At 72.1% G+C, this 22617-nt stretch carries 23 protein-coding genes; 2 read left to right on the forward strand and 21 right to left on the reverse strand.

Going from position 1 to position 22617, the window contains the following annotated elements:
• The 21 genes from VEW93_04545 to VEW93_04645 all read right to left on the reverse strand — a co-directional run.
• Positions 1 to 216: hypothetical protein (locus tag VEW93_04545; GenBank protein HYI61053.1), on the reverse strand; the 216-nt coding region annotated here is incomplete at its 3' end.
• On the reverse strand, positions 213 to 1853 hold the full coding sequence (locus VEW93_04550; GenBank protein HYI61054.1) for an NADH-quinone oxidoreductase subunit M: 1641 nt from the start codon (positions 1851 to 1853) through the stop codon (positions 213 to 215). The genes VEW93_04545 and VEW93_04550, both read right to left, overlap by 4 nt.
• Positions 1850 to 3895 (reverse strand): NADH-quinone oxidoreductase subunit L, encoded by a 2046-nt coding sequence (gene nuoL, locus VEW93_04555; protein ID HYI61055.1) that lies wholly within the window; start codon positions 3893 to 3895, stop codon positions 1850 to 1852. The genes VEW93_04550 and nuoL overlap by 4 nt, the downstream gene beginning before the upstream one ends.
• Before the next feature lie 6 nt (positions 3896 to 3901).
• Complete coding sequence (gene nuoK / locus VEW93_04560) at positions 3902 to 4213, reverse strand: NADH-quinone oxidoreductase subunit NuoK (GenBank protein HYI61056.1); 312 nt, start codon at positions 4211 to 4213, stop codon at positions 3902 to 3904.
• The gene (locus VEW93_04565; GenBank protein ID HYI61057.1) at positions 4213 to 4794 is read right to left on the reverse strand and encodes an NADH-quinone oxidoreductase subunit J; all 582 of its coding nucleotides are present in this window, start codon (positions 4792 to 4794) and stop codon (positions 4213 to 4215) included. The genes nuoK and VEW93_04565 overlap by 1 nt, the downstream gene beginning before the upstream one ends.
• Complete coding sequence (nuoI, locus tag VEW93_04570; GenBank protein HYI61058.1) at positions 4794 to 5453, reverse strand: NADH-quinone oxidoreductase subunit NuoI; 660 nt, start codon at positions 5451 to 5453, stop codon at positions 4794 to 4796. The genes VEW93_04565 and nuoI overlap by 1 nt, the downstream gene beginning before the upstream one ends.
• Positions 5453 to 6658 (reverse strand): NADH-quinone oxidoreductase subunit NuoH, encoded by a 1206-nt coding sequence (gene nuoH / locus VEW93_04575; GenBank protein HYI61059.1) that lies wholly within the window; start codon positions 6656 to 6658, stop codon positions 5453 to 5455. Before nuoH ends, nuoI begins: the two co-directional genes overlap by 1 nt.
• Positions 6658 to 9432 (reverse strand): NADH-quinone oxidoreductase subunit NuoG, encoded by a 2775-nt coding sequence (gene nuoG, locus VEW93_04580; GenBank protein HYI61060.1) that lies wholly within the window; start codon positions 9430 to 9432, stop codon positions 6658 to 6660. The genes nuoH and nuoG overlap by 1 nt, the downstream gene beginning before the upstream one ends.
• Positions 9429 to 10799 carry an NADH-quinone oxidoreductase subunit NuoF gene (gene nuoF / locus VEW93_04585; GenBank protein HYI61061.1) on the reverse strand — a complete coding sequence of 457 codons (1371 nt, stop codon included), beginning with the start codon at positions 10797 to 10799 and terminating at the stop codon, positions 9429 to 9431. Before nuoF ends, nuoG begins: the two co-directional genes overlap by 4 nt.
• Positions 10800 to 10801: 2 nt before the next feature.
• Positions 10802 to 11428, reverse strand: coding sequence for an NADH-quinone oxidoreductase subunit NuoE (nuoE, locus tag VEW93_04590; GenBank protein HYI61062.1), 627 nt, complete (start codon positions 11426 to 11428; stop codon positions 10802 to 10804).
• Positions 11429 to 11630: 202 nt separating this feature from the next.
• Positions 11631 to 12956, reverse strand: a complete 1326-nt coding sequence (locus VEW93_04595; protein HYI61063.1) for an NADH-quinone oxidoreductase subunit D — start codon at positions 12954 to 12956, stop codon at positions 11631 to 11633.
• Positions 12957 to 12965: 9 nt separating this feature from the next.
• On the reverse strand, positions 12966 to 13505 hold the full coding sequence (locus VEW93_04600) for an NADH-quinone oxidoreductase subunit C (protein HYI61064.1): 540 nt from the start codon (positions 13503 to 13505) through the stop codon (positions 12966 to 12968).
• 2 nt (positions 13506 to 13507) lie between these two features.
• On the reverse strand, positions 13508 to 14083 hold the full coding sequence (locus VEW93_04605; GenBank protein ID HYI61065.1) for an NADH-quinone oxidoreductase subunit B family protein: 576 nt from the start codon (positions 14081 to 14083) through the stop codon (positions 13508 to 13510).
• On the reverse strand, positions 14083 to 14559 hold the full coding sequence (gene ndhC / locus VEW93_04610) for an NADH-quinone oxidoreductase subunit A (GenBank protein ID HYI61066.1): 477 nt from the start codon (positions 14557 to 14559) through the stop codon (positions 14083 to 14085). Before ndhC ends, VEW93_04605 begins: the two co-directional genes overlap by 1 nt.
• A gap of 3 nt (positions 14560 to 14562) precedes the next feature.
• A complete protein-coding gene (locus VEW93_04615; GenBank protein ID HYI61067.1) occupies positions 14563 to 15459 on the reverse strand; it encodes a hypothetical protein in 897 nt (298 codons plus the stop codon).
• Positions 15460 to 15484: 25 nt separating this feature from the next.
• The gene (locus tag VEW93_04620; protein ID HYI61068.1) at positions 15485 to 16636 is read right to left on the reverse strand and encodes a c-type cytochrome; all 1152 of its coding nucleotides are present in this window, start codon (positions 16634 to 16636) and stop codon (positions 15485 to 15487) included.
• The gene (locus VEW93_04625; protein ID HYI61069.1) at positions 16636 to 17502 is read right to left on the reverse strand and encodes a Rieske 2Fe-2S domain-containing protein; all 867 of its coding nucleotides are present in this window, start codon (positions 17500 to 17502) and stop codon (positions 16636 to 16638) included. Before VEW93_04625 ends, VEW93_04620 begins: the two co-directional genes overlap by 1 nt.
• Positions 17503 to 17511: 9 nt before the next feature.
• The gene (locus VEW93_04630; protein HYI61070.1) at positions 17512 to 18288 is read right to left on the reverse strand and encodes a menaquinol-cytochrome c reductase cytochrome b subunit; all 777 of its coding nucleotides are present in this window, start codon (positions 18286 to 18288) and stop codon (positions 17512 to 17514) included.
• Positions 18289 to 18301: 13 nt separating this feature from the next.
• Positions 18302 to 19081, reverse strand: coding sequence for a selenite/tellurite reduction operon b-type cytochrome ExtP (gene extP / locus VEW93_04635; protein HYI61071.1), 780 nt, complete (start codon positions 19079 to 19081; stop codon positions 18302 to 18304).
• Positions 19082 to 19113: 32 nt separating this feature from the next.
• Entirely contained in the window at positions 19114 to 19530 is a 417-nt protein-coding gene (locus VEW93_04640) for a 4Fe-4S binding protein (protein HYI61072.1), read from the reverse strand.
• Between the two features lie 5 nt (positions 19531 to 19535).
• On the reverse strand, positions 19536 to 19979 hold the full coding sequence (locus tag VEW93_04645; GenBank protein ID HYI61073.1) for a hypothetical protein: 444 nt from the start codon (positions 19977 to 19979) through the stop codon (positions 19536 to 19538).
• Positions 19980 to 20211: 232 nt separating this feature from the next.
• On the opposite strand from VEW93_04645, the gene VEW93_04650 reads away from it, so the two are divergent.
• Together VEW93_04650 and VEW93_04655 are read left to right on the forward strand one after the other, a co-directional pair.
• Positions 20212 to 21015, forward strand: coding sequence for a cytochrome c (locus VEW93_04650; protein HYI61074.1), 804 nt, complete (start codon positions 20212 to 20214; stop codon positions 21013 to 21015).
• Between the two features lie 106 nt (positions 21016 to 21121).
• Positions 21122 to 22390 carry a geranylgeranyl reductase family protein gene (locus tag VEW93_04655; protein HYI61075.1) on the forward strand — a complete coding sequence of 423 codons (1269 nt, stop codon included), beginning with the start codon at positions 21122 to 21124 and terminating at the stop codon, positions 22388 to 22390.
• The last annotated feature ends 227 nt before the right edge of the window (positions 22391 to 22617 follow it).

The following is a 22617-nucleotide window of genomic DNA, read 5'->3' on the forward strand; positions in this document are numbered from 1 at the left end:
GGCGGCGATCGTGCCGACGCCGATCAGGCACGTCAGCACCGTGTAGAGGGTCGTCGACCGGCGCGAGCGCACGAACGACGACAGCAGCATGAGCACGAGCGCTCCGCCGACGAGCACCATCAGCGGTGCTTCGGCGGCCCAGTCGATCGTCGGGGTCTCGATGGGGGTCGGGTCGACCGGCAGCGGCTGCGACAGGGAACCGAGAACGGCGATCACTTGCCTGCCTCCGCATGCTCGTCGGCGCCGTCAGCGGCGTCCGCGTCGTCGTCGCCGGATGGCTCGGCCTCTTCGTGGTCGACCGGCGCCGGCTCCTCGACCGAGGGCGACACGAAGTCGCTGTTGCCCTCGACGTGGGCGATCAGGCGGTCGACGGCCGGCTCCATGCGCTCGAGCACCGGCTTGGGGTAGATGCCCATGAACACGATCAGCCCGAGGAGCGGGGCCAGCACGGCGCCCTCGCGCCAGGTCAGCTCGCCGAAGCCCTTGTTGTCCTCGTCGACCTCGCCGTGGAACACCCGCTGGTAGGCCCACAGCAGGTAGAGGGCGGCGAGGATCACGCCGGCCGCGGCCGCCACCGCCCACCACCGGCGGGTCAGGAACGAGCCGTTGAGCACCAGGAACTCGCCGACGAAGCCGTTGAGCCCGGGCAGGCCGATCGACGACAGCATCACCAGGGTGAACACCCCGGCGAAGATCGGGGCCACCCGCTGCAGGCCCCGCAGCGCAGCGATCTCGCGGGTGTGCCGGCGCTCGGAGATCATGCCGACCAGGAGGAACAGCGCGCCGGTCGAGACGCCGTGGTTGATGTTCTGCAGCAGCCCGCCCTGCACGCCCTGGGTGGTCATGGCGAAGGTGCCCAGCACGATGAAGCCCAGGTGGGCCACCGACGAGTAGGCCACCAGCCGCTTGAGGTCCTTCTGCATCGTGGCGACGATGGCGCCGTAGAGGATGCCGATGACGCCCAGGGTGACGAGCCCGGGGGCGAAGAAGTTGGCCGCGTCGGGGAACAGGTACAACCCGAACCGCAACAGGCCGTAGGTGCCCAGCTTGAGCATGACCCCGGCCAGGATCACCGACCCGGCCGTCGGGGCCTGGGTGTGGGCGTCGGGCAGCCACGTGTGCAGCGGGAACAGGGGCACCTTGATGGCGAAGGCGATGGCGAAGGCCAGGAACAGCCAGCGCGCCGTGGTGGTGGCGATCTCGCCCTGCTGCGAGGCGATGGTGACCAGGTCGAAGGTGACCTGCCCGGTGGCCCGCCCGTGGAGCACGGCGGTGGCGATGAGGCCGACCAGCATGAAGGCCGAGCCGAACATCGTGTACAGGAAGAACTTCATCGAGGCGTAGCGCCGCTCGGCGTAGCCCCACCCGCTGATGAGGAAGTACATCGGCACCAGCACGATCTCGAACATCACGAAGAAGACGAAGAGGTCGAGGGCCAGGAACACGCCCAGGCAGCCCGCCTCCAGCAGCAGCAGCCAGGCCAGGAACGGCTTCTCGTCGTGGGGGGCCGGCGCCCCGATGATGGCGATGGGGAACAGCACGCCCGTCATCACCAACAGGAACAGGGAGATGCCGTCGACACCCAGGTGCCAGGAGATGCCCAGGTCGCGGATCCAGGAGTACTGCTCGACCATCTGGAACTCGGCCCCGCCGGCCTCGAAGGCCACCAGGGTGGCGATGGTCAGGGCGCCGGTCAGCACCGAGACCAGCAGCGCCACCGTGCGGCACAGCTCGGGCCGGCGCTTGGACAGGAGCCCCACGACCAGGGCCCCGGCGGCCGGCAGCACCACCAGGGTGGTGAGCAGCGGGAAGGTGGCGTGCGCCCCCTCGGTGGCGGCCAGCACGGCGCTCACAGGACCACCCCCCGGAAGACCATGACCGCCACCACGACCACGGCCCCGAAGGCCACGAACCCGGCGTAGGCCCGGACGAAGCCGGACTGGGTCCGGCGCAGGCCCCCGCCGGTGCCTCGCACCAGCCAGGCCACGCCGTTGACGGCGCCGTCCACCACCGTGCGGTCGAACCAGGCCAGCGTGTCGAAGGCGATGCGGCCCGGCCCCCCGGCGAAGGCGGCCAGGCCCGAGTCGTAGTACCACCCCCGGGCCAGGAGCGCGGGCTCGGCCGGCTGCTCGGCCCGGCGGCGCCGGAGGTAGAGGGCGACGGCGGCGGCGATGCCGACCAGGCCCCCGACCACGGCCACCGCGGCCAGGGCCCACTTGGTGCCGGTGGCCACGGCCAGGTGGTGCTCACCGGGGGCCACCACCGGCTCCAGCCAGTGCTCGAGCCGCTTGGTGCCGCTGGTGAAGGGGAGCTGGAGGGCCCCGCCGGCGACGGCCAGCACGGCCAGCACCACCAGGGGCAGGGTCATGGTCCACGATGACTCGTGCGGCTGGATGGGACCCAGGGGCCCGACGCCGTGGGGCAGGTGGCCGCTCTCGTACACGTTCACCACCGTGGGCGAGGCCGCCTCGTCGCCGTCGGGCCGGCCCTCGGCCTCCCCGTCGGCGGACCCGGCCGGCACCCCCCGCTCCCGGGCCAGGTCGGGGGCGGCCTCGGCCAGCGGCCGGTCCCACCGGGCCTCGCCGAAGAAGGTCAGGAACACCTGGCGGCTCATGTAGAAGGCGGTGAGGATGGCGGTCACGAAGCCCACCGCCCACAGCGCCGGGCTCAGGTCCCAGGCGTAGAGCAGGATCTCGTCCTTCGACCAGAAGCCGGAGAACGGCGGCACCCCGGCGATGGCCAGCCAGCCCACGATGAAGGTGGCCGAGGTGACGGGCAGCAGCTTCCGGAGGGCGCCCATGCGCCGCATGTCCTGCTCGTCGCCCAGGCCGTGGATGACCGAGCCGGAGCCGAGGAAGAGCAGGGCCTTGAAGAAGGCGTGGGTGACCATGTGGAAGATGGCGGCCACGTACGCCCCCGACCCGACGGCCAGGAACATGTAGCCCAGCTGCGAGATGGTGGAGTAGGCCAGCACCTTCTTGATGTCGGTCTGGGCCACGGCCACGGTGGCCGCGAACAGGGCGGTGGCCGCGCCGACCACGGCGATGACGGTCGGCACCCAGTCCGAGCCGACGGCGATCACCGGGTTCATCCGGGTCAGCAGGTACACGCCGGAGGTGACCATGGTGGCGGCGTGGATCAGGGCGGAGACGGGCGTGGGGCCGGCCATGGCGTCGGGCAGCCACACGAACAGCGGGAGCTGGGCCGACTTGCCGGCCGCCCCCACCAGGAGCAGCAGGGTGATGGCGGTGGCCGTGGTGGTGGCCAGCCCGCCCGCCCCGGCCTGGATGTCGACGTAGCGGATCGACCCCAGGGCGGTGAAGGTCAGGAACATGGCCACCATGTAGCCCCAGTCGCCGACGCGGTTGGTGACGAAGGCCTTCTTGCCGGCCGAGGCGTTGGCGTCCGAGGTGTGCCAGAACGAGATGAGGAAGTAGGAGCACGCCCCCACCCCCTCCCAGCCCAGGAAGGTGACCAGCAGGTTGTCGCCCAGCACCAGCATGAGCATGGAGAAGACGAACAGGTTCAGGTAGACGAAGAACTTCGAGAAGTCCCGGTCGCCGTGCATGTAGCCGATGGCGTACAGGTGGATGAGGGTGGCGATGCCGGTGATGAACAGGCACATGGTCACCGACAGGGGGTCGGCCAGGAAGCCCACGTCGACCGAGAAGCCCCCGGCCGGCACCCACTCGAACAGCACCTGGGAGAAGGCCCGCTCCTCGCCGTGGCGGCCCAGCATGCCGACGAAGACCACGGCGCTGGCCACGAAGCTGCCCCCCACCGCGGCGGTGGCCAGCCAGCCGGCCAGCGGCTCGCCCAGGCGGCGACCCAGGACCATGAGGACCACGAAGCCGGCCAGGGGCAGGGCAGGGATGAGCCAGGTCAGCTCGAGCATGTGGTGTCAGCCCCTGAGGTACGAGGCGTCGTCGGCGGTGGCCGCGGGCGACCGCCGGAGGATGGAGACGATGATGCCGAGTCCGACGACCACCTCGGCCGCCGCCACCACCAGGACGAAGAAGACGACCACCTGGCCCCCCACGTCGTCGAGGCGGCGGGCGAAGGTGACGAAGGTGAGGTTGACGGCGTTGAGCATCAGCTCGATGCACATGAACATCACGAGGGGGTTGCGCCGGACCATCAGCCCGGCGGCGCCCATGGCGAAGAGCACGGCGCCCAGCGACAGGTACCAGCCCGAGGAGACGGCGGCCAGCATCACTCCTCCTCCTCGTAGACGACCTCGCCCGGCAGCACCGGGACGTCCTCCTCCGCGTCGACCTGGGGGCCGGGCCGGGTGCGGGCCAGCAGCACCGCGCCGACCACGGCGATGACCAGCAGCAGGGAGGTGATCTCGAAGGCGAAGAGGTGGTCGGTGAAGAGGAGGCGGCCGATCTGGGCCACGTCCTCGCCGTCGCGGACCCAGCGCTCGGAGGCGGCCGGCACGCCGGTCACGGTGCTGGTGGCCACCACCAGCACCATCCCCGCTCCGATGAGCACGCCCAGGGCTATGGCCACCGGTCGCTGGCCCACCAGGGGCTCGGCGTCGAGGTCGTCGGCCTGGTCGACGCCCAGCAGCATGATGACGAACAGGAACAGCACCACGATGGCGCCGGCGTACACGATGACCTGCACGGCGGCCAGGAAGTTGGCCTCCTGGGCCACGAACAGCACGGCGATGCCAAACAGGGTGGCCACCAGCGAGAGGGCGGCGTGCACGGGGTTGCGCTGGAGGATCACGCCGGCCGCGCCCCCCAGCACGACGAGGGCGGCGATGGCGAAGACGACGACCTCGACCATCAGTGCCCCTCGCCCACGTCACTGGTGGTGGAGGCCCGGGGCTCATCGGCGGCCTGCTCGCCCTGGCCCCGCTCGGGCGGGCGGACTCCGAAGCCCAGCTCGCCCGACCAGGCCACCACGCCCTCGTAGGCGGCGTCACCGGACGGGGAGGTGGCCCGCATCCACGCCGAGGTGAGGGGGACCACCACCTCGGCGTCGGTCCAGTCCTCCCACGGCAGCACCTGGGGCCGGCCGTCGTCGTCGACCAGCAGCTCGGCCTTGGTGTAGATGCCGTCGGACCGGTTGGTGAAGGAGAACTCGAACAGCTTGGACTCGGTGATGGCCTCGGTGGGGCAGGCCTCGACGCACAGGTCGCAGTGGATGCAGCGCAGGTAGTTGATCTCGTAGACGTAGCCGTAGCGCTCGCCCGGGCTCACCGGGTCGCCGGGCGGGTTGTCGGCGCCCCGTACGTAGATGCAGCGGGCCGGGCACACGCCGGCGCACAGCTCGCACCCGATGCACTTCTCCATGCCGTCCTCGTACCGGTTGAGGACGTGCCGGCCGTGGAAGCGCTCCGGCTTCGGGCGCTTGCCGCCCTCGTCCTTGACGTAGGGCCGGGTGACCCGCTGGCGCTTGCCCATCTGCCGCAAGGTGACCAGGAAACCTCCGAGGTAGCCCATCAGGCCCCCACCTCCTCGTCGAGCCGGCGGGCCCGGCGGGCGGCCCGCAGGGCCAGCGCCAGGAGGCCGTAGCAGGCCGCCACCGCGGCCGCCCCCACCACGGGGACCACCAACGGGTTCCAGCCCTCGTCGTCGCCCACCCGGTAGCCGGCCACGATCAGCAGCCAGCCCAGGGCCAGGGGGATCAGCACCTTCCAGCCCAGGTCCATGAGCTGGTCGTAGCGGACCCGGGGCAGGGTGGCCCGGAACCACACGAACATGAACAGGAAGACGAACAGCTTCACGGTGAACCAGACCGTGCCCCACAACCAGCCCGGCCCGACCGGCACCGGTCCCGACGGCCCGCCGAAGAACAGGGTGACGATGATGGCCGACATGGTCACCGTGTTCATGAACTCGGCCAGGAAGAACAGGGCGAAGCGGAACGAGGCGTACTCGGTGTTGAACCCGCCCACCAGCTCCTGCTCGGCCTCGACCAGGTCGAACGGGGGACGGTTGAGCTCGGCGGTGGCGGCGATGAGGAAGATCACGAAGGGCACGAAGCCGGTGACCCACAGGTTCCAGCTCCAGGTGCTCTGGCTGGCCACGATGCCGTTGGTGCTGAGGGTGCCGGCGGTGAGCACCACGGTGACCACCGACAGGCCCAGGGCCGCCTCGTAGGACACCATCTGGGCCGAGGCCCGGACCGCGCCCAGCAGCGGGTACTTCGAACCCGAGGACCAGCCGGCCAGCATGATCCCGTACACCGCGATCGACGACATGGCCAGGATGAGCAGCACACCCACCGGCGGGTCGGCCAGCTGCAGGAACGTCGTCCGCCCGAAGATCTCCACCGTGCCGTCGCGGCCGCCGGTGAAGTCACCCCCCACCGGGATGACGGCGAAGACCAGGAAGGCCGGCACCGCGGTGAGGTAGGGGGCCAGCACGAAGATCCGGCGGTCGGCCCGGTCCGGGACCTGGTCCTCCTTCATGAAGAACTTGAGGCCGTCGGCCACCGTCTGGAACAGGCCGAAGGGCCCGGCCCGGTTCGGGCCCAGGCGGTTCTGGAGGTCGCCGATGACCTTGCGCTCGAACCAGACCATGAACAGGACCGACACCAGCAGGAGGGTGAAGGCGACGACGGTCTTGAGGAGCACGACCAGGACGACGGCCAGGTCGATGTCGCCGGCCAGGAGCGGGTCGGCGGCCAGGACGTGGGCCAGCATCAGGCCGTCTCCAGCCGGATCTCGGTCACCGGCTGGCTGCTGTCGACCAGGTCGGCCACGCCCCCGGCCCGGCGGCGGCGGGCCACGGCGGCCACGCCCCGGGGCACGCCCGGGTCGGCCACCACCGGCAGGGTGATGGTGGCCCGGGGCGAGATGGCCCGGACCCTGGCCCCGGGGTCGACCCCGAGGCGATCGAGCACCGACGGGTGGACCCGGAGGGGGGCCTCGGCGGCCAGCCCGGCCAGGATCGGGGCCTGCTGGACCAGGGTGCCGTCGTCGTAGAGGGTGCGGGTGACCACCAGGCGCAGGGCGTAGGAGTCGACCGGGGGCACCGGCGTGGGCGCCGGCGCCTCGAATCGGACACCCTCGGGGTCGCCGCCGGCCGGCCCGGTGCCGGCCGGGTCGGCCTCGGGCACCACCACGTCCTGGGCGGCCCGGCCGCCGCCCTCCTCGGCCTCGGGGTCGACCCGGGCCGCCTCGGCGTCATCGGCGCCCTCGGGCCCGGCCGGCTCGGAGTCCCCGTGGGCCGAGCCCTGGCCGCTGGGTTCGGGCCCCTCGTCCTGGACCACGTCGGGCGCGTCGGCTCCCCCGGCGGGGTCGGCATCGGCGCCGCCCACCGCCTCGCCGGTGCTGGTCACCTCGGTGGTGGCCGCCGGGGCGGCGCCCAGCGGGGCCACCACGCCGTCGCCCGCCTCGGCCAGGAGCTGGGCGGTGATGCCGCGATGCGACGGGGCCACCGCCTCGATCTCGGCCCAGATGTCGGCCACGGACTCCAGGCCCAGGTCGGCCCCCAGGCGGAAGGCCAGCTCGGCGGCCACCATCCAGTCCGGGCGGGCGGTGCCGGGCCCGGTGACGGCCTGGGCCAGGAGGCTGATCCGGCCCTCGACGTTGGTGTGGGTGCCGTCGACCTCGTCGGGCCCGGCCGCCGGGAAGACCACGTCGGCCCGGGTCGAGGACTCGGTCAGGAACAGGTCCGATGCGATGACGGTCCGGGCCCCGGCCAGGGCCCGGGCCGCCAGCTCCCGGTCGGGGTGGTCGGCCAGGGGGTCGGCCCCCAGCAGCACCAGGACGTCGATCCGCCCCTCGGCCGCCGCGGTCAGGATGCCGGTGGCGTCGAGGCCCCGTTCGGTCGGGACGGTGTCCCAGACCACGCCCATCCGCTCGGCCCCGGCGGCCAGGGTGGTCCGGCCGGGCAGGAGCCCGGGGGCCAGGCCCATGTCGAGGGCGCCGTGCACGTTGGCCCGCCGGAGCAGCGGCAGGACCGGGGCCTCGGGCCGGGCCCGGGCCACCACGGCGGCGGCGTCGACGGTGTAGCCCGCGCTCTCGGCCACCGAGGCCCGCCCCAGGGCGACGGCCAGGTCGTCGCCGCCCAGCAGGTCCCGGGCCGCGGCCAGGGCCTCGGGGTCGACGCCGTCAGGGGCCGGGCCGTCCTCCAGCAGGGCCGACACCAGGGCCGGGAGCAGGGCCGGCTCGGGGTGGAAGGCGGCCGTGGCCAGCTCGTCGAGCACGGTGCCGGTGGGGGTGATGGCCACCAGCCGGGCCCCGTCCTCGCGCACGGCGTGGCGCAGCCGGAGGTAAAGGACCGCCAGCTCCTCGCGGGGGTCGGGGCCGATCCACAGGATGGTGCCGCCGGGCCGGCACAGGCGGTCGATGGTGGCCCGGGGCAGCCCCAGCACCACCTCGGCCGGCAGCCCGTCGCCCATCTGGGCGTCGACGTTGTCGGTGCCCAGGACGCCCTTGGCCAGCTTGGCCCAGGCGTAGGCGCCCTCGTTGGGCAGGCGGGCCCCGCCCAGCACGGCGATGCTGGCCGGCCCCCGGCCCCGCCGGGCCTCGTCCAGGGCCCGGGCGGCCAGGCCCAGGGCCTCGGACCACCCGGCCCCGACCAGCGCGTCGCCCTCCCGCCGGAGGGGGGCGCCGAGGCGCTCCTCGGACTCGATGGCCTGGTAGCCGTAGCGGCCCTTGTCGCACAGCCAACCCCAGTTCACGGGGTCGATGTCGACGCCGTTGTGCCGGTTGACCCGGTCGCGCGACGTGTCGATCACGATCCGGCACCCCATGGCGCAGCCCTGGCACGTCGACTCGACCTGGGCCAGGTCCCAGGGCCGGGCCTTGAACCGGTACGACACCGAGGTGAGGGCGCCGACCGGGCAGATCTGCACGGTGTTGCCGCTGTAGTACGAGGCGAAGGGGTGGTCGGGGAACGTGTTGACCTGCGTCTGGTTGCCCCGGTCCAGGAAGTGGATGAGCGGCTCGCCGGCCACGTCCTTGGCGAAGCGGGTGCAGCGGTCGCAGAGGATGCAGCGCTCCCGGTCCAGGGCCACCAGGTCGCTGACGGGGATGGGCTTCTCGAAGTGCCGCTTCTCCTCGACCATCCGCGACTCGCCCGGGCCGTGGGACATGGCCTGGTCCTGGAGCGGGCACTCGCCGCCCTTGTCGCACACCGGGCAGTCGAGCGGGTGGTTGACCAGCAACAGCTCCAGCACGCCGGTCTGGGCCTTGATGGCCACCGGGGTCCCGGTCTCCACCTTCATGCCGTCGGCGGCCTCGATCATGCACGACGGCTGGAGGGCGGGCCCCCGCCCGGTGTCCACCTCGACCAGGCACTGCCGGCACATGCCGACCGGCCGCATGCGGGAGTGGTAGCAGAACCGGGGGACGTACACGTCGGCCCGCTCGCAGGCCTCGATGAGCAGCTCGCCCCGGGGCACCTGGAGCTCGCGCCCGTCGACGGTGATGGTCACGCCGGCCTCGGCCGGGGACTCCACGTCGGTCACGAGGCCACCTCCTCGGGGGCCGGGGTGGGGGCGGCGACGTAGGCGCCGCCGGCCATGGACACGGTGACCGGCACCGGCGCCCCGCCCAGCCGGGCCTCGAACTCGTCCCGGAACCGGGTCACGGCCGAGGCGATGGGCGACACCGCCGAGGGGCCCAGGGGGCAGATGGTGGTCTGCTTGGGGGGCCAGGCGATGCCGGGGCTGATGTTGTCGCACACGTCCAGCAGCAGGTCGAGGTCGCTGGGGCGGCCGTGGCCGTCGAGGATGCGCTCCAGGATCTTCTCCAGCCAGCTCGTGCCCTCGCGGCACGGCGTGCACTTCCCGCACGACTCGCGGGCGAAGAACCGCACCACCCGCAGGGCGGCCTTGACCATGTCGGTGGTCTCGTCCATGACCACGATGGCCCCCGACCCGAGCATGGAGCCGGCCTTGTCGACCGCCCCCTTCTCCAGGGGCAGGTCCAGGTGCTCCTCGTAGAACCAGGGCGCCGAGGCCCCGCCCGGGATGAAGGCCTTCAGGGCGTGGCCGTCGCGGATGCCACCGCCGTAGACGGGGGCGTAGATGAGGTCGCGGAAGGTGGTGACCCCGAACTCGACCTCGTACACGCCCGGGTTCCGGACGTGGCCCGACACCGCGAACATGCGGGTGCCCCGGCTGGCCTCGGCCCCCAGCTCGGCGAAGCTGGCCCCGCCCTCGCGCAGGATCCACGGCAGGTTGGCCAGGGTCTCCACGTTGTTGACCACCGTGGGCTGGAGGTACAGGCCCTTGGCGGCCGGGAAGAAGGGCGGCTTGAGCCGGGGCATCCCCCGGTTGCCCTCCAGCGACTCGATGAGGGCCGTCTCCTCGCCCACGATGTAGGCCCCCGCCCCCCAGTGCAGGACGATGTCGACCGAGAAGTCGGAGCCCAGGATGCCCTGGCCCACGTACCCGGCGGCGTAGGCGTCGTTGAGGGCGGCGGCGATGCGCTCCTGGGCCAGGGCCATCTCGCCCCGCACGTAGAGGAAGGCCTGGGCGCAGCCGATGGCGTAGCAGGCGATGAGCACGCCCTCGATGAGCTGGTGGGGATCGCGCTCCATGAGGATGCGGTCCTTGTAGGTGCCGGGCTCGGACTCGTCGCCGTTGACGACCAGGTACCGGGGCCACACGCCGGGCGGGCAGAAGCCCCACTTGACGCCGGCCGGGAAGCCGGCACCGCCCCGACCCAGGAGGCTGGCCGTCTTCACCTCGCCGACCACCTCGTCGGGCCGCTTGGCCAGGGCCGCCCGCAGGCCCTGGTAGCCGCCGGTGGCCTGGTAGCGGTCCAGGGTGTGGCTGTCGTCGTGGACCAGGCGGGAGGTGATGATCTTGGGTGCGTCGGTGACGGCCACGGCTACCCCTCGCCCTTGGCCGGCGCCGGCCGCGAGGAGATCCACACCGGCTCCTCGCACTCGCCGGGACGGGCCGGGCCCACCGCGGCCCCGGCCGGGATGCGCTGGCGGACCCGGGCCAGGGTGCCGTGGGGGGGGACCTCGTCGTCGAGGCGTCCGGCCCGCAGGTCCTCGACCATGGTGTCGAACTGCTCGGGGGTGATGCGGTGGCGGTACCGGTAGTTGACCTGGAGGCAGGGCGCCTCGGTGCAGGCCGCGATGCACTCCACGTCCTCGACGGTGAACATCCCGTCGGCGGTGGTGGAGCCGGAGCGGACGCCCAGGGACTCCTCGGCGTGGGCCAGCAGCTCCTCGCCCCCCATGAGCTGGCAGGCGATGTTGGTGCACACGTTGATGACGTAGCGGCCCACCGGCTGGCGCTTGAACATCTCGTAGAACGAGCAGGTGCCCAGCACCTCGGCCGGCGTCACCCCCACCAGCTCGGCCAGGTGCTCCATGGCCTCGTCGGTGACCCACCCGTCCTGCTCCTGGGCCAGGTGCAGCAGCGGGATCAGGGCCGACTTCGGCCGCGGGTACCGGGCGATGATCTCCCGGGCCAGCAGCTCGTTGTCCAGCGTGAGGCGGGCCATCAGCGGGCCCCCAACAGAACGGTCGGCCGCAGGCCGGCGACGGGAGCCAGCGCCCGTGAGGTGGAGCTGCAACGCGGGGCAGGCCGCTCGGCGGCACCGGAAGCGGAGCGCAGCAGCGGAGCGAGCGCCAGCGAGCGGAGCCAGGGCGAGCACCGAACCGGAGCCGCCGAGCGGCCACCGACCGAGCGCGGGTTCGGAGCCCTCACCGATCCACCTCGCCCATGATCGGGTCGACGGAGGAGATGACGGCCACGCCGTCGGCGATGAGCCCGTCGTGCATCATGTGGGGCAGCGTCTGGATGTTCACGAACGACGGGCCCCGGACGTGGACGCGGTAGGGCTTGGCCGATCCATCGCTCACGATGTAGCAGCCCAGCTCCCCCCGAGGGGATTCCACCGCGGCGTAGGCCTCGCCGGCGGGGACCTGGAAGCCCTCGGTGAAGATCTTGAAGTGGTGGATCAGGGCCTCCATCGACTCGTCGATGCGGGCCCGGGGCGGCGGGGTGACCTTCTTGTCCTGGACGCGGTAGTCGCCGGCCGGCAGCTTGTCCATGACCTGCCGGATGATCCGGACCGACTCGCGCACCTCGGCCAGGCGGATGGCGTAGCGGTCGAAGCAGTCGCCGTAGGAGCCGACTATGACGTCGAAGTCGACCTGGTCGTAGGCCAGGTACGGCATGTCGCGGCGCAGGTCCCAGGCGTAGCCGGTCGAGCGCAGGATGGGCCCGGTGGCCCCCAGGGCGATGGCCTCCTCGGCGGTGATGACCCCCACGCCCTGGAGCCGGTCGCGGTAGATGGGCTGCTGGGACAGGAGGATCTCGTACTCGTCGAGGCGGCGGGGGATGGCCTCCAGCACCGGCTCGATGCGCTCGACCCAGCCGTCGGGCAGGTCGGCGGCCACGCCCCCGGGGCGGATGAAGTTGTGGTTCATCCGCAGCCCGGTGATGAACTCCAGGACGCGGAGGGTCTCCTCCCGCTCCCGCCAGCCGTAGAGCATCATCGACACCGCGCCCACGTCCATGCCGTTGGTGGCCAGGAACAGCAGGTGCGAGCTGATCCGGTTCAGCTCGGTCAGCAGCATCCGGATCCACACTGCCCGGGGCGGGACCTCGACGCCGAGCAGCTTCTCGACGGCCAGCGAGAAGGCCAGCTCGTTGAACAGCGGCGAGGCGTAGTCCATGCGGGTGACGTTGGTCGGGCCCTGCAGGTAGGTGAGGTCCTCGGCCGTCTTCTCCATGCCGGTGTGGAGGTAGCCCAGCACCGGCTTGGTCCGCACCACCCGCTCGCCGTCGAGCTCGAGCATCAGGCGGAGCACGCCGTGGGTCGAGGGGTGCTGGGGGCCCATGTTGAGGATGGTCGTGGTGGCCGACTCCTCGTCGGCCCCCCGGTCGCCCAGGGCCGCCACCTCGGCCTCCGACAGGCGCAGGACGCTGCCCAGCTCGCGCAGCACCTCGACCCCGCCGGCCACGGGCCGCGGGGCCATCTCCTGGGTCCCCTCGTCGGTGCGGATCACTCCCGCGGTGGTCATGGCGGCCTCCTACCGGGGTCCCGGGTCGCCCTTGAACTGCACCGGGATGCGCCCGGGGGCGTAGTCCTTGCGCAGCGGGTGGCCGACCCAGTCCTCGGGCATCAGGATGCGGGTGAGGTCGGGGTGCCCCTCGAAGCCGATGCCGAACATGTCGAACACCTCGCGCTCGAGCGCCTCGGTGCCGGGGTGGACCTCGAAGAGCGAGGGCACGGTGGGGTCGTCCCCGGGGACCTGCACCTTGATCCGGAGGCGCTCGGCCCGCTGGTGGCTGATCAGCGTCACCACCACCTCGAAGCGCTCGGGGGCGACGCCGTCGGGCAGGGCCCGGGGGGCGGCGTTGGCCAGGTGGTCGACCGCGGTGACGTCCAGGCACATCAGCCAGCCCTCGTCGCGCAGGGCCCGGACCACCTCGGCCAGCCGGTCGCGGGTCGGGTGCAGCGTCACCTCGCCCAGGGCGGTGGTGAGGGGGGCGCCGTGCACGGCTTCCGGCTCGGACGGCGCCGGGGCGACGGCGTCGCCGTCAGCGGGGGCGGCGTCGGGATCGGACACGGTCAGCTCCGCCCGGAGAGCACGACCGGGGCGGCCTGGCCGTCCCGCTGGGTGACGGTGAGGCCCGCCCCGGCCCCCGACTCCGCCCGCCGGCGCAGGAGCTCGCCGCTCCCGATCTTGCCGTGCAGCGTGTTGATGGCGTGGATGAGCGTCTCGGGGCCGGGGGGGCAGCCGGGCGCGTACACGTCGACGGGGACGATCTGGTCGACGCCCTGGACGATGGCGTAGTTGTTGAACATGCCCCCGGAGCTGGCGCAGACCCCCATGGAGATCACCCACTTGGGCTCCATCATCTGGTCGTAGACCTGGCGGAGCACGGGCGCCATCTTCTGCGAGACCCGGCCGGCCACGATCATGAGGTCGGCCTGGCGGGGCGAGGCGCGGAACACCTCCATGCCGAAGCGGGCCAGGTCGTAGTGGGGGCCGCCGGCGGCCATCATCTCGATGGCGCAGCAGGCCAGGCCGAACGTGTTGGGCATCAGCGAGGAGCGCCGGGCCCAGTTGACCAGGTCCTCGACCTTGCCGGTGAGGAAGTTGTGGTCGAGGCCCTCCAGGCCCTTCTGCACGTCCCAGCCCATCAGGCCGCCTCCTCCTCGTCGGCCGGGGGGCGGCCCTCCAGGCCGACCCGCCGGATGGTGGTGGCCGTCGTCCGGGACGGCGACACCATGTCCTGCTGCCCGACGAGGCGCCCGTGACGCAACGGGCCCCACTCCAGGGCGCCGTTGGAGATGAGGAACAGGAAGGAGGCGAACACGATGGCCGCGAAGAGGATCATCTCGACCAACCCGAACACGCCCAGCTCCCGGTGGATGACGGCGTAGGGGTAGAGGAACACGACCTCGATGTCGAAGACGATGAAGATCATGGCCACCAGGTAGAAGCGCACCGGGAAGCGCTCCGGGGGCTCCTGCGACGGGACGATGCCGCACTCGTAGGGCGCGCTCTTGGCCGCCGTGGGGAGGCGGGGGGCCAGCAGCCCCGACGCGACCCTGCTCACGACCGCGAACAGCACGGCCAGGACGAACAGGGTGACGACGGGCAGGTACTGGCCCACGGCTCAGCCCCCGGCTGCCCGGGCCTCGGCCACCAGCTTGTCGCGGCGGTGCAGCGAGTTGCAGCACACGGCGAAGAGGATGGCCGAGGCGATGGTCAAGAAGATGGCCGGCTGGCGGCGGGAGCCGAGGTCGCGCACCATCACCACCGACACCACCGGCTGCTCCTCGTCGGCCTGGGGGGTGGCCGGCGGCTGGCCGGCCACCGTCTCGCGGGGGATGACGGCCTGGGTCCGGACCACGACCCGGTGGGGGGGGTGGCCCAGCGGCCAGGTGGCGATGCGCCCGGCCTTGAACAGAGCCCGGCCCAGGAGCGAGTCGTCGGAGCGGCGGTCCTTGCCCCCCTTGCTCCAGGCGTCGAGCACCACGAAGCCGTCGGCCGAGGGGAACTTCTGCTCCTCGGTCAGGAAGGCCGAGGCGGCGGCCACCGCCTCACCGGTCTGGGGGTCGGCCGCGGCCAGGATGTGCCAGCCGTCGCGCTCGGGCACCTCCTCGGCCAGGTCGGGGTCCACGCTCAGCAGGTCACCGAGCTGCGGGGCCCGCCGGGTGGGGTCGTCGGGGAACTGGCGCTCCAGGTCGGCGTTGCCCTGGATCAGCTCCCGGGGCTCGGGCAGCTCGTCCCGGGGGGGCACGGTGCGGGCCTCGGGGTCGTCGGCCACCGTCAGGTCCCCGAAGTTGACCTCCTCGACGTGCCACGTGGCCACCCGGCCCTGGTAGCCGATGCCGTACATGGACCAGACCAGGCCCATGATCATCATCCAGCCGGCCAGGCCGGTGAGGGAGAGCAGGAAGCCCAGGCGGGCACCGCTGTTGGTGGCCAGCAGCAGGTACACCGAGCCCATCAGCACGGCGACGCCCACGCCGACGGTGAGGATGCCCCGGAACCCGGGGTCCCAGCTCATGGCGGAGAGGATCAGATCCACGGTCTCACAGGCCCCTGACGTAGCGGACGATCTTCTCGACGTCGTCCTTGGACAACATGCCGCCCTGGGTGTCGGGATCGGACGGCTCCTTGGCCTGCACCCCGACCTCCCCGGTCTCGGCGGCGTTGTCGACCTCGGCCGGCGTCTGGCAGAAGCCGGGCATCCGGCCCGCGCCCTGCGCGTTCTGGCCGTAGTTGACGCCCTTCTCGCTGCCGGTGCAGATGAAGTCGACCTGCTGCTCGAGGCCGGCCACCGGGCCCGGGAAGCGGATGCGGCTCACGCCGCCCCGCAGCGACGGGCCGTAGGCGCCGTTGCCGTCGGGGCCCTTCTCGCCGTAGCTCCAGCCCGTGGTGTGGCACCGGCCGCAGGCGAAGGCGCCGCCGGCGTAGCCCGAGTAGTAGCCCAGGTTGAACAGGGCCTCGCCCTCGCTGGCGTAGGGCACGCCGGCCTCCTCGGCCAGGCGCATCTCCTCCTCCACCGCTTCGGCCACCTCCAGGCGGAGCTCCTCGCGGGCCTCCGGGTCGGTGATGTCGATCTGGATGCTCTCGATGTAGTCGATGAGGTTCTGGATCTGCTGGTCGTTGAGGGGACCGCCGCCGGCCACGCCCCAGGCCGGCATGGGCGAGTAGGTCCGGCCGTAGACCAGGATGTCGCGCAGCTCCTCACGGCTGAAGCGCAGCAGCACGGTGTTGAGGGCCGGGGCCTTCCACTGCACCTGCTTCACGAACTGGCCGTTGGCGTCGGTGATGGTGAACTCCACCGCGCTGCCGGTGGCCTCCATGCCGCCGTGGCAGAAGGCGCAGTTGAAGCCCTCGTTCTCGGTGGTGTCGAACATCTCGGCCCCGCGGTCGACGAACTTGCGCTTGAAGTCGGCCCGGGCCCCGTCCTGGCGGCCCGGCTCGGCCACGCCGTAGAGGGGCAGGGCGATGGCCACCACGAACATGCCGATGAGGCCGACGGTGAGGGTGCGGTCGAGCTTCTTCCCCTCGAGCTCCTCGTCGGAGTAGTACGGCTTGCGGTTGGCGGCCAGCTCGATCTCCGAGCCGACCTCCTCCCGGCCCTGGCGGACGTTGATCCAGGCGTAGGTGAGGGCGATGACGACGGCGGCGAAGAGGATGACGCCGCCGATGGCGGATTGGGTGCTGGCCAGCAGCATCAGTGCGCGGCACCTCCGGAGATGCAGTGCGGACCCTCGGCCTCCTGGCCGGTGGTGTTGGTGCCGATCGCCGGCCCCTGGATGATCAGGCCGGTGTCGACGGTGAACGTCCCGCCCTCGACGGCCATGGCGAAGCGGTCGAGGCCACGGGGCGCGGGGCCGGCCTTCTTCTCACCGACCCGGTTGTACTGCGAGCCGTGGCAGCCGCACTCGAACCACTGCGACGTCGGGCAGTTGGGCACCCGGCACCCGAGGTGCGGGCACTTCTGGTAGAGGGCCACCAGCCCGGCCTCCATGCCGGCCAGCTCGGACTCGGAGTAGGCGCCCCGGGCGTTGTCGAGCGAGGACGCCGGGTACTCGGTGATCCACATGCGGCCCTCGGGGTAGTAGAGGAAGCCGTTGCCCTGCTGGACCTGGGACTTGAGCTCGGCCACGCTGCCGACCGAGATCTTGGAGCCGAAGCCCGAGGTGCCCTGGGGCCACAGGAAGGCCAGGGCCGCGGGGGCGAAGCCGCCGATGCCGAGGCCGAAGCCGGCGATGATGCCCCGGTTCATGAACTGGCGACGGGTGACGCCCATGGCGTCCTCGTCGGGCGGCTCCCAGGCCACCGGGGCCGAGGGGGGCGCGGTGGCCAGGTCGGTGCCCCCCCGCCGGGCCGCCACGGTGGCCAGCTCGACCTCCCGGCCGGTGGAGGGGGCCTCGGCCTCCTCACCCCGGGAGCGGGACGCCGAGCGGTCCCGGCTCTTGGTCTCACGGGCCAGGTAGCCGACGGCCCGCTGGGTGTCGCGGGTGCGCTGCACGGTGAAGAGCACGGCCGCAGCGGCGAGGACCAGGCCCACGATGGCGAGGACGATGACGAAGGACATCCGAACCTCCTACAGCTCGAAGAAGAGGCCGGCGTCCCAGGGGAACACGAAGTTCTGACCCGGCCCCCGGAAGAACGAACCGATCATCACCAGCACGGCCCAGAACATCAGGTGCACGGTGAAGAGCGAGATGGCGAACTTGCGATCCTCGGGCTTGTTCGACGGGTTGCGGTCGGTGTACGGGGCGAGGATCAGGGCGAAGATCCCCATGCCGGGGATGGTCACGCCGGCCACCATGGGGTGGAACATGGTGAGCAGCTCCTGGAGGCCCAGGAAGTACCACGGCGCCTTGGACGGGTTGGGCGTCTGGTTGGGGTTGGCCAGGGTCAGCAGCGGGGCGTTCACGAAGATCGAGAAGATGAGGGTGAAGGCCGTGCACAGCAGGGCGGCCACGAACTCGACGGCCAGCAGGTGGGGCCAGGTGTGGACCTTGTCCTGCGGGGCCGCCTTCACGTCCTGGATCGAGCCCGACTTCACCACCGTCAGCAGGCGCTGGGTGTGGCCGCCGGGACCGGCGGCCACGGGGGGCGCGGCGGTGGCCAGCCCCCCGCCCCCGGGTGCGGTGGCCGTGGCCACGCCCCCGCCGGGCGACGCCTCGGCCGCGGGGGCGCCGCTGGCCTTGTCGCGGGCCGCCTTGGCCCGGTCCAGCAGGTGCTGGGGGATGCGGCTGTCGCCGCCCCCGCCGTCGCCGCCGGAGGCCGCCGGCTCGGCCGGGGCCTTGGCCGCGGCGGCCTTCTTGCGGGCCTCCTCGGCCCGCTTGCGGAGGTGCTCGGGGATCTCGGTCACGTCGCCTCCTGACCTACAGGGGCCCGCTGATGCCGCCGTCCTTGCGCACCCGCCAGAAGTGGATCGCCATGAAGATGACGATCACGAACGGGAGCATCAGGACGTGGAGCACGTACCAGCGCAGCAAGGTGTCGGTGCCGATCTCCGCCCCGCCCAGGAGGGCGAAGCGGACCTGGTCACCGAACACAGGGGTGTAGCCCATCATGTTGGTGCCCACCGTGACGGCCCACAGGGCCAACTGGTCCCACGGGAGCAGGTACCCGGTGAAGCTGAGCAGCAGGGTGAGGGTGAGCAGGATCACCCCGATCACCCAGTTGAACTCACGGGGCGGCTTGTAGGCCCCGTGGTAGAAGACGCGGGCCATGTGCAGGAACACCGAGAGCACCATGAGGTGGGCGGCCCAGCGGTGCATGTTCCGCACCAGCAGGCCGAAGGCCACGTTGGTCTGCAGGGCGTAGATGTCGTTCCAGGCCTGGGCCGCGGTGGGCCGGTAGAAGAACATCAAGAAGATGCCGGTGACGGTGAGCAGGATGAAGAGGAAGAAGCTCAGCCCGCCCAGGCACAGGGTGTAGGAGACCTTCACCGCGTGGCGCTTCACCTTCACCGGGTGGAGGTGGTACAGCACCGAGTTCATGATCACGTAGGACCGGTTCCTGGGGCTGTCGGTGTAGCCCTTGCGGAAGATGGAGCCGGGCCGGAAGATCGAGTTCCAGGTCTGGCTGGCCTGCACCTTGTCGGTGAGGTCGCCCATGACCCGGGCCGGGAGGCTCTTGTTCTGCATGGCCTTGGCCATCGTCTACTGCCCTTCCTTCTGACGGGTGCCGCTCATCCGAGGCGCATCCCGTAGCCGTAGCCGTGGCTGTTGGTCCGCTGGTGGGCGTCACCGTCGGCCGCCGGCTCGCCGATCTTCCCCAGGATGATGACGCCGGTGGGGCACCGATCGACGCACAGGGCGCACCGGGTGCACACGTCGTCGTCGATGGTGAAGATCACGTGGTCGCTGGGGTCGATGCCCGGCCGCTCGGTGCCCTCGGCCTCGGCGATGGCATCGGGCCGGACCATGAAGATGCACTTCCACGGGCAGATGTCCACGCATCCCTCGCACATGATGCACTCGGACTGGTCGATGTGGATGAACTGCTTGGGCTTGACCGCCTTGGCCAGGTAGTCGGCATCGACCTCGCGGAGCACGTAGTCGGTCCGGAACTCCGGCATGGGCGGGTTGGCATCGGTGCGGGCCACGGCGCCTACGCCTTCCGGGCCAGCGGGCGGCCGTAGGCGGTGGTCTTCTCCTCGAGGGCCTTGCGCTTGCGCTCGGCCTTGTCGCCCCGGCCCTGCCAGGAGGCCCACAGGGCGACGTGGAGGGCGAGGTAGGTGCCGTAGATGGTGACCGCGATCAGGTGGGAGAGCGTCTGGTACGAGATGTTCATCGGCACCTCGGTGAGGGCGCCGGTGCCGCTGGGGCCGGCCAGGTACTTGTCGGGCCGCCAGCCCAGCTCGTTCTCGGACCAGGTCAGCCACTGGTGGGGCACCACGCCGTAGACCCAGAAGAGGCCGAAGAAGGCGTAGGTGGCCGCAGCCATGGCCTCGCCCCACGAGAGGGAGGTGCCCAGGGGGCGGCGCTTGGCGTACCAGACGACGCCCGCGGTGAGGGCGATGGAGATCAGGACGGACCCCACGAACGCGACCACGCCGAACGCACCTCCTCGCTAGTGAAATCGCTCACAATGGACCCTGCCGCCCGCCGGGAGACGGGAGGCTCGTGAGACCGGGTCTAGCACGGCCCGCGAGAACGGGGCACATCGTCGCAGGTCCGCCCGGCGCCCCTGCGCTTGGTCTCCCGCGGAGGGCCCGACCTAGAGTGCGGCGCATCGCCGGCCCCCCGGCGGACCGCACGATCTTCCGCCTGCGGAGGCCAGTCAGTTGACCGAGATCCCCGAACACCTCCTCAAGCGCTCCAAGGAGCGGCGGGCAGCTCTCGGGCTCCCCGGAGGTGAGGGCGGCGACGCCGGGACCGGGGGCGGCGACGCCCCCGCCGGGGACGCCGGCGCCGTCGCGCCGGCGCCGGCCAAGGCCCCCGCCCCGGCCAAGGTCGCCCCCGCCCCCCCGCCCCCCCCGAAGCCCAAGCCGGCCCACGTCCAGGCCGCCGAGCGCCGCAAGCGCATCCCCTACTGGGCCATGCCCGTCGTGGCCCTCCTGCCCCTGTGGGCCTTCCTCTACCACGACAGCGTCACCGTCCCCGAGCAGGACGACGTGGCCCTGGAGCTGGGCGCCGAGGTCTACGGCGCCTGCGCCGGCTGCCACCTCCCCACCGGAGCCGGCGGCACCGGGGCCAAGCTCAACGAGGGCGAGGCCCTGGCCACCTTCCCCGACCCGGTGGCCATGATGCAGTGGATCAACCTCGGGGCCGAGGAGTGGGTGGGCGGGGGCAGCGGCCCCTACGGCGACCCCGACCGCGAGGGCGGCCCCCACGACGCCAGCGACCTGCCCAGCAGCGCCATGCCCGGCTTCCCCGACCTCTCCGCCGAGGAGCTGGCCGCGGTGACCCGCTACGTCCGCGAGACCCTGGCCGGGGAGCCCCCGGCCACCCCCGAGGTGGCCGAGCTCTACGAGGAGTGGGCCGAGCTGGCCATCGAGGGCATCGAGGAGGGCGAGGTCGTCTACCGCGACACGGAGCCCGGCCCCGAGGGCGAGGAGCGCATCGCCCTCGTCACCGGCGAGGGCTGAGGCCCACCGCCGGCGCCACCGAGTGGCGGGTGCCGGCCACCGGCCCCCAGACTGGCCCGGCCATGGCCCCGCGCCCGCCGACCCCGCCCCGCCCCCCCGAGGGAAGGTGACCGTCATCGCCGGTCCTGAGCGCTGCGACGTCCTGGTCGTCGGGGGTGGCCCCGCCGGAGCGGCCACCGCCCACTGGCTGGCCCGGGCCGGCCGCCACGTCGTCGTGGTGGAGAAGAAGACGTTTCCCCGGGAGAAGACCTGCGGTGACGGGCTCACCCCCCGGGCCGTCAAGCAGCTCGACGACATGGGCCTCACCGGGAAGCTGGAGCACACGCACCGCTACGACGGGCTGCGGGCCGTGGCCCACGGCGTCACCCTCGAGCTGCAGTGGCCCGACCACCCGATCTACCCGTCCCACGGCTACGTGGTCCGCCGCCGGGAGCTGGACCAGATGGTGGCCGACCGGGCCGTCGAGCTGGGCGCCACCCTGCACACCGGCACCGAGGCCCTCCGGCCCCTCCAGCGCCACGGCCTGGTGGTGGGAGCGGTGGTGAGGGACAAGGAGAGCGGCGCCGAGCGCGAGGTGCAGGCCCGCTACGTGGTGGTCGCCGACGGGGCCAACTCGCGCTTCGGGCGGGCCCTGGGCACGGCCCGGGACCGCACCTACCCCATGGGCATCGCCATCCGCACCTACTACGAGAGCCCCCGCCACGACGACCCGTGGATCGAGTCGGCCCTCGACGTGCGCGACCGCCAGGGCCGCTCCCTGCCCGGCTACGGCTGGATCTTCCCGGTCGGCGACGGGACCATCAACGTGGGCATCGGCCTCCTGTCCACCTTCAAGGGCTACCGCGAGGTCAACACCAGCCACCTCATGGAGGAGTTCGCGGCCACCGCCCCGGACTACTGGGGCATCGACCCCACCGCCCCCACGTGCGCCCCCACCGGGGGTCGCATCCCCATGGCCCAGTCCGTCAACCCCAAGATCGGCCCCACCTGGGTGGCCGTGGGCGACGCCGCCGGGTCGGTCAACCCGTTCAACGGCGAGGGCATCGACTACGCCTACGAGACCGGGCGGATGGTCGCCGGCCTGATCGACGAGGCCCTCACCACCGGCGACGGCATGGCCCTCCAGCAGTACCCCCGGCTGCTCGACGAGGAGTACGGCCTCTACTTCCGGGTGGCCCGCCTGTTCAGCGTGCTCATCGGGAACCCGGCGGTGATGAAGGAGCTCACCCGGGTCGGCATGCAGTCGCACAGCCTCATGGAGTGGGTGCTGCGGATCATGGCCAACCTGCTGCGGGAGGACGAGATCGGCCCCGCGGAGGCGGCCTACAAGGCGGCCGCCGCCCTGGTCCGCGTGGTCCCCGAGCCCGCCGCCTGACGCTCCCCCTCCGAACCGAGCACCGATCTTCCGATCCCATCGGAACACTCGTGCTCGGTTCGAGTCGCAGTCCGAAGCAAGCACGGGTGTTCCGACCCCATCGGAACACTCGTGCTCGGTTCGGGGGCGCCCGTCAGGGGAGGCGGGTGGCGACGAGGTCGTGGATGGTGCGTCCGGCGTCGAGGCCGATCCGCTCGTAGGCGGTGACCGGGCGAGCCGGCCGGTGC

The organism is Acidimicrobiales bacterium (assembly GCA_035630295.1).
Classification (GTDB): Bacteria; Actinomycetota; Acidimicrobiia; order Acidimicrobiales; family Iamiaceae; genus Iamia.

What these genes read in the sequence shown, in the direction of transcription:
- extP (HYI61071.1), bottom strand. Translation starts at nt 19,081, where the DNA reads ATGGCCAAGGCCATGCAGAACAAGAGCCTCCCGGCCCGGGTCATGGGC.
- VEW93_04620 (HYI61068.1), bottom strand. Translation starts at nt 16,636, where the DNA reads ATGCTGCTGGCCAGCACCCAATCCGCCATCGGCGGCGTCATCCTCTTC.
- nuoK (HYI61056.1), bottom strand. Translation starts at nt 4,213, where the DNA reads ATGCTGGCCGCCGTCTCCTCGGGCTGGTACCTGTCGCTGGGCGCCGTG.
- nuoH (HYI61059.1), bottom strand. Translation starts at nt 6,658, where the DNA reads ATGCTGGCCCACGTCCTGGCCGCCGACCCGCTCCTGGCCGGCGACATC.
- VEW93_04605 (HYI61065.1), bottom strand. Translation starts at nt 14,083, where the DNA reads ATGGGCTGGGACGTGCAGAAGGGCCTGGAGGGCCTCGACCACAACTTC.
- nuoL (HYI61055.1), bottom strand. Translation starts at nt 3,895, where the DNA reads ATGCTCGAGCTGACCTGGCTCATCCCTGCCCTGCCCCTGGCCGGCTTC.
- nuoE (HYI61062.1), bottom strand. Translation starts at nt 11,428, where the DNA reads ATGGCCCGCCTCACGCTGGACAACGAGCTGCTGGCCCGGGAGATCATC.
- VEW93_04615 (HYI61067.1), bottom strand. Translation starts at nt 15,459, where the DNA reads ATGAGCTGGGACCCCGGGTTCCGGGGCATCCTCACCGTCGGCGTGGGC.
- nuoI (HYI61058.1), bottom strand. Translation starts at nt 5,453, where the DNA reads ATGGGCTACCTCGGAGGTTTCCTGGTCACCTTGCGGCAGATGGGCAAG.
- VEW93_04595 (HYI61063.1), bottom strand. Translation starts at nt 12,956, where the DNA reads ATGACCACCGCGGGAGTGATCCGCACCGACGAGGGGACCCAGGAGATG.
- VEW93_04625 (HYI61069.1), bottom strand. Translation starts at nt 17,502, where the DNA reads ATGTCCTTCGTCATCGTCCTCGCCATCGTGGGCCTGGTCCTCGCCGCT.
- VEW93_04565 (HYI61057.1), bottom strand. Translation starts at nt 4,794, where the DNA reads ATGGTCGAGGTCGTCGTCTTCGCCATCGCCGCCCTCGTCGTGCTGGGG.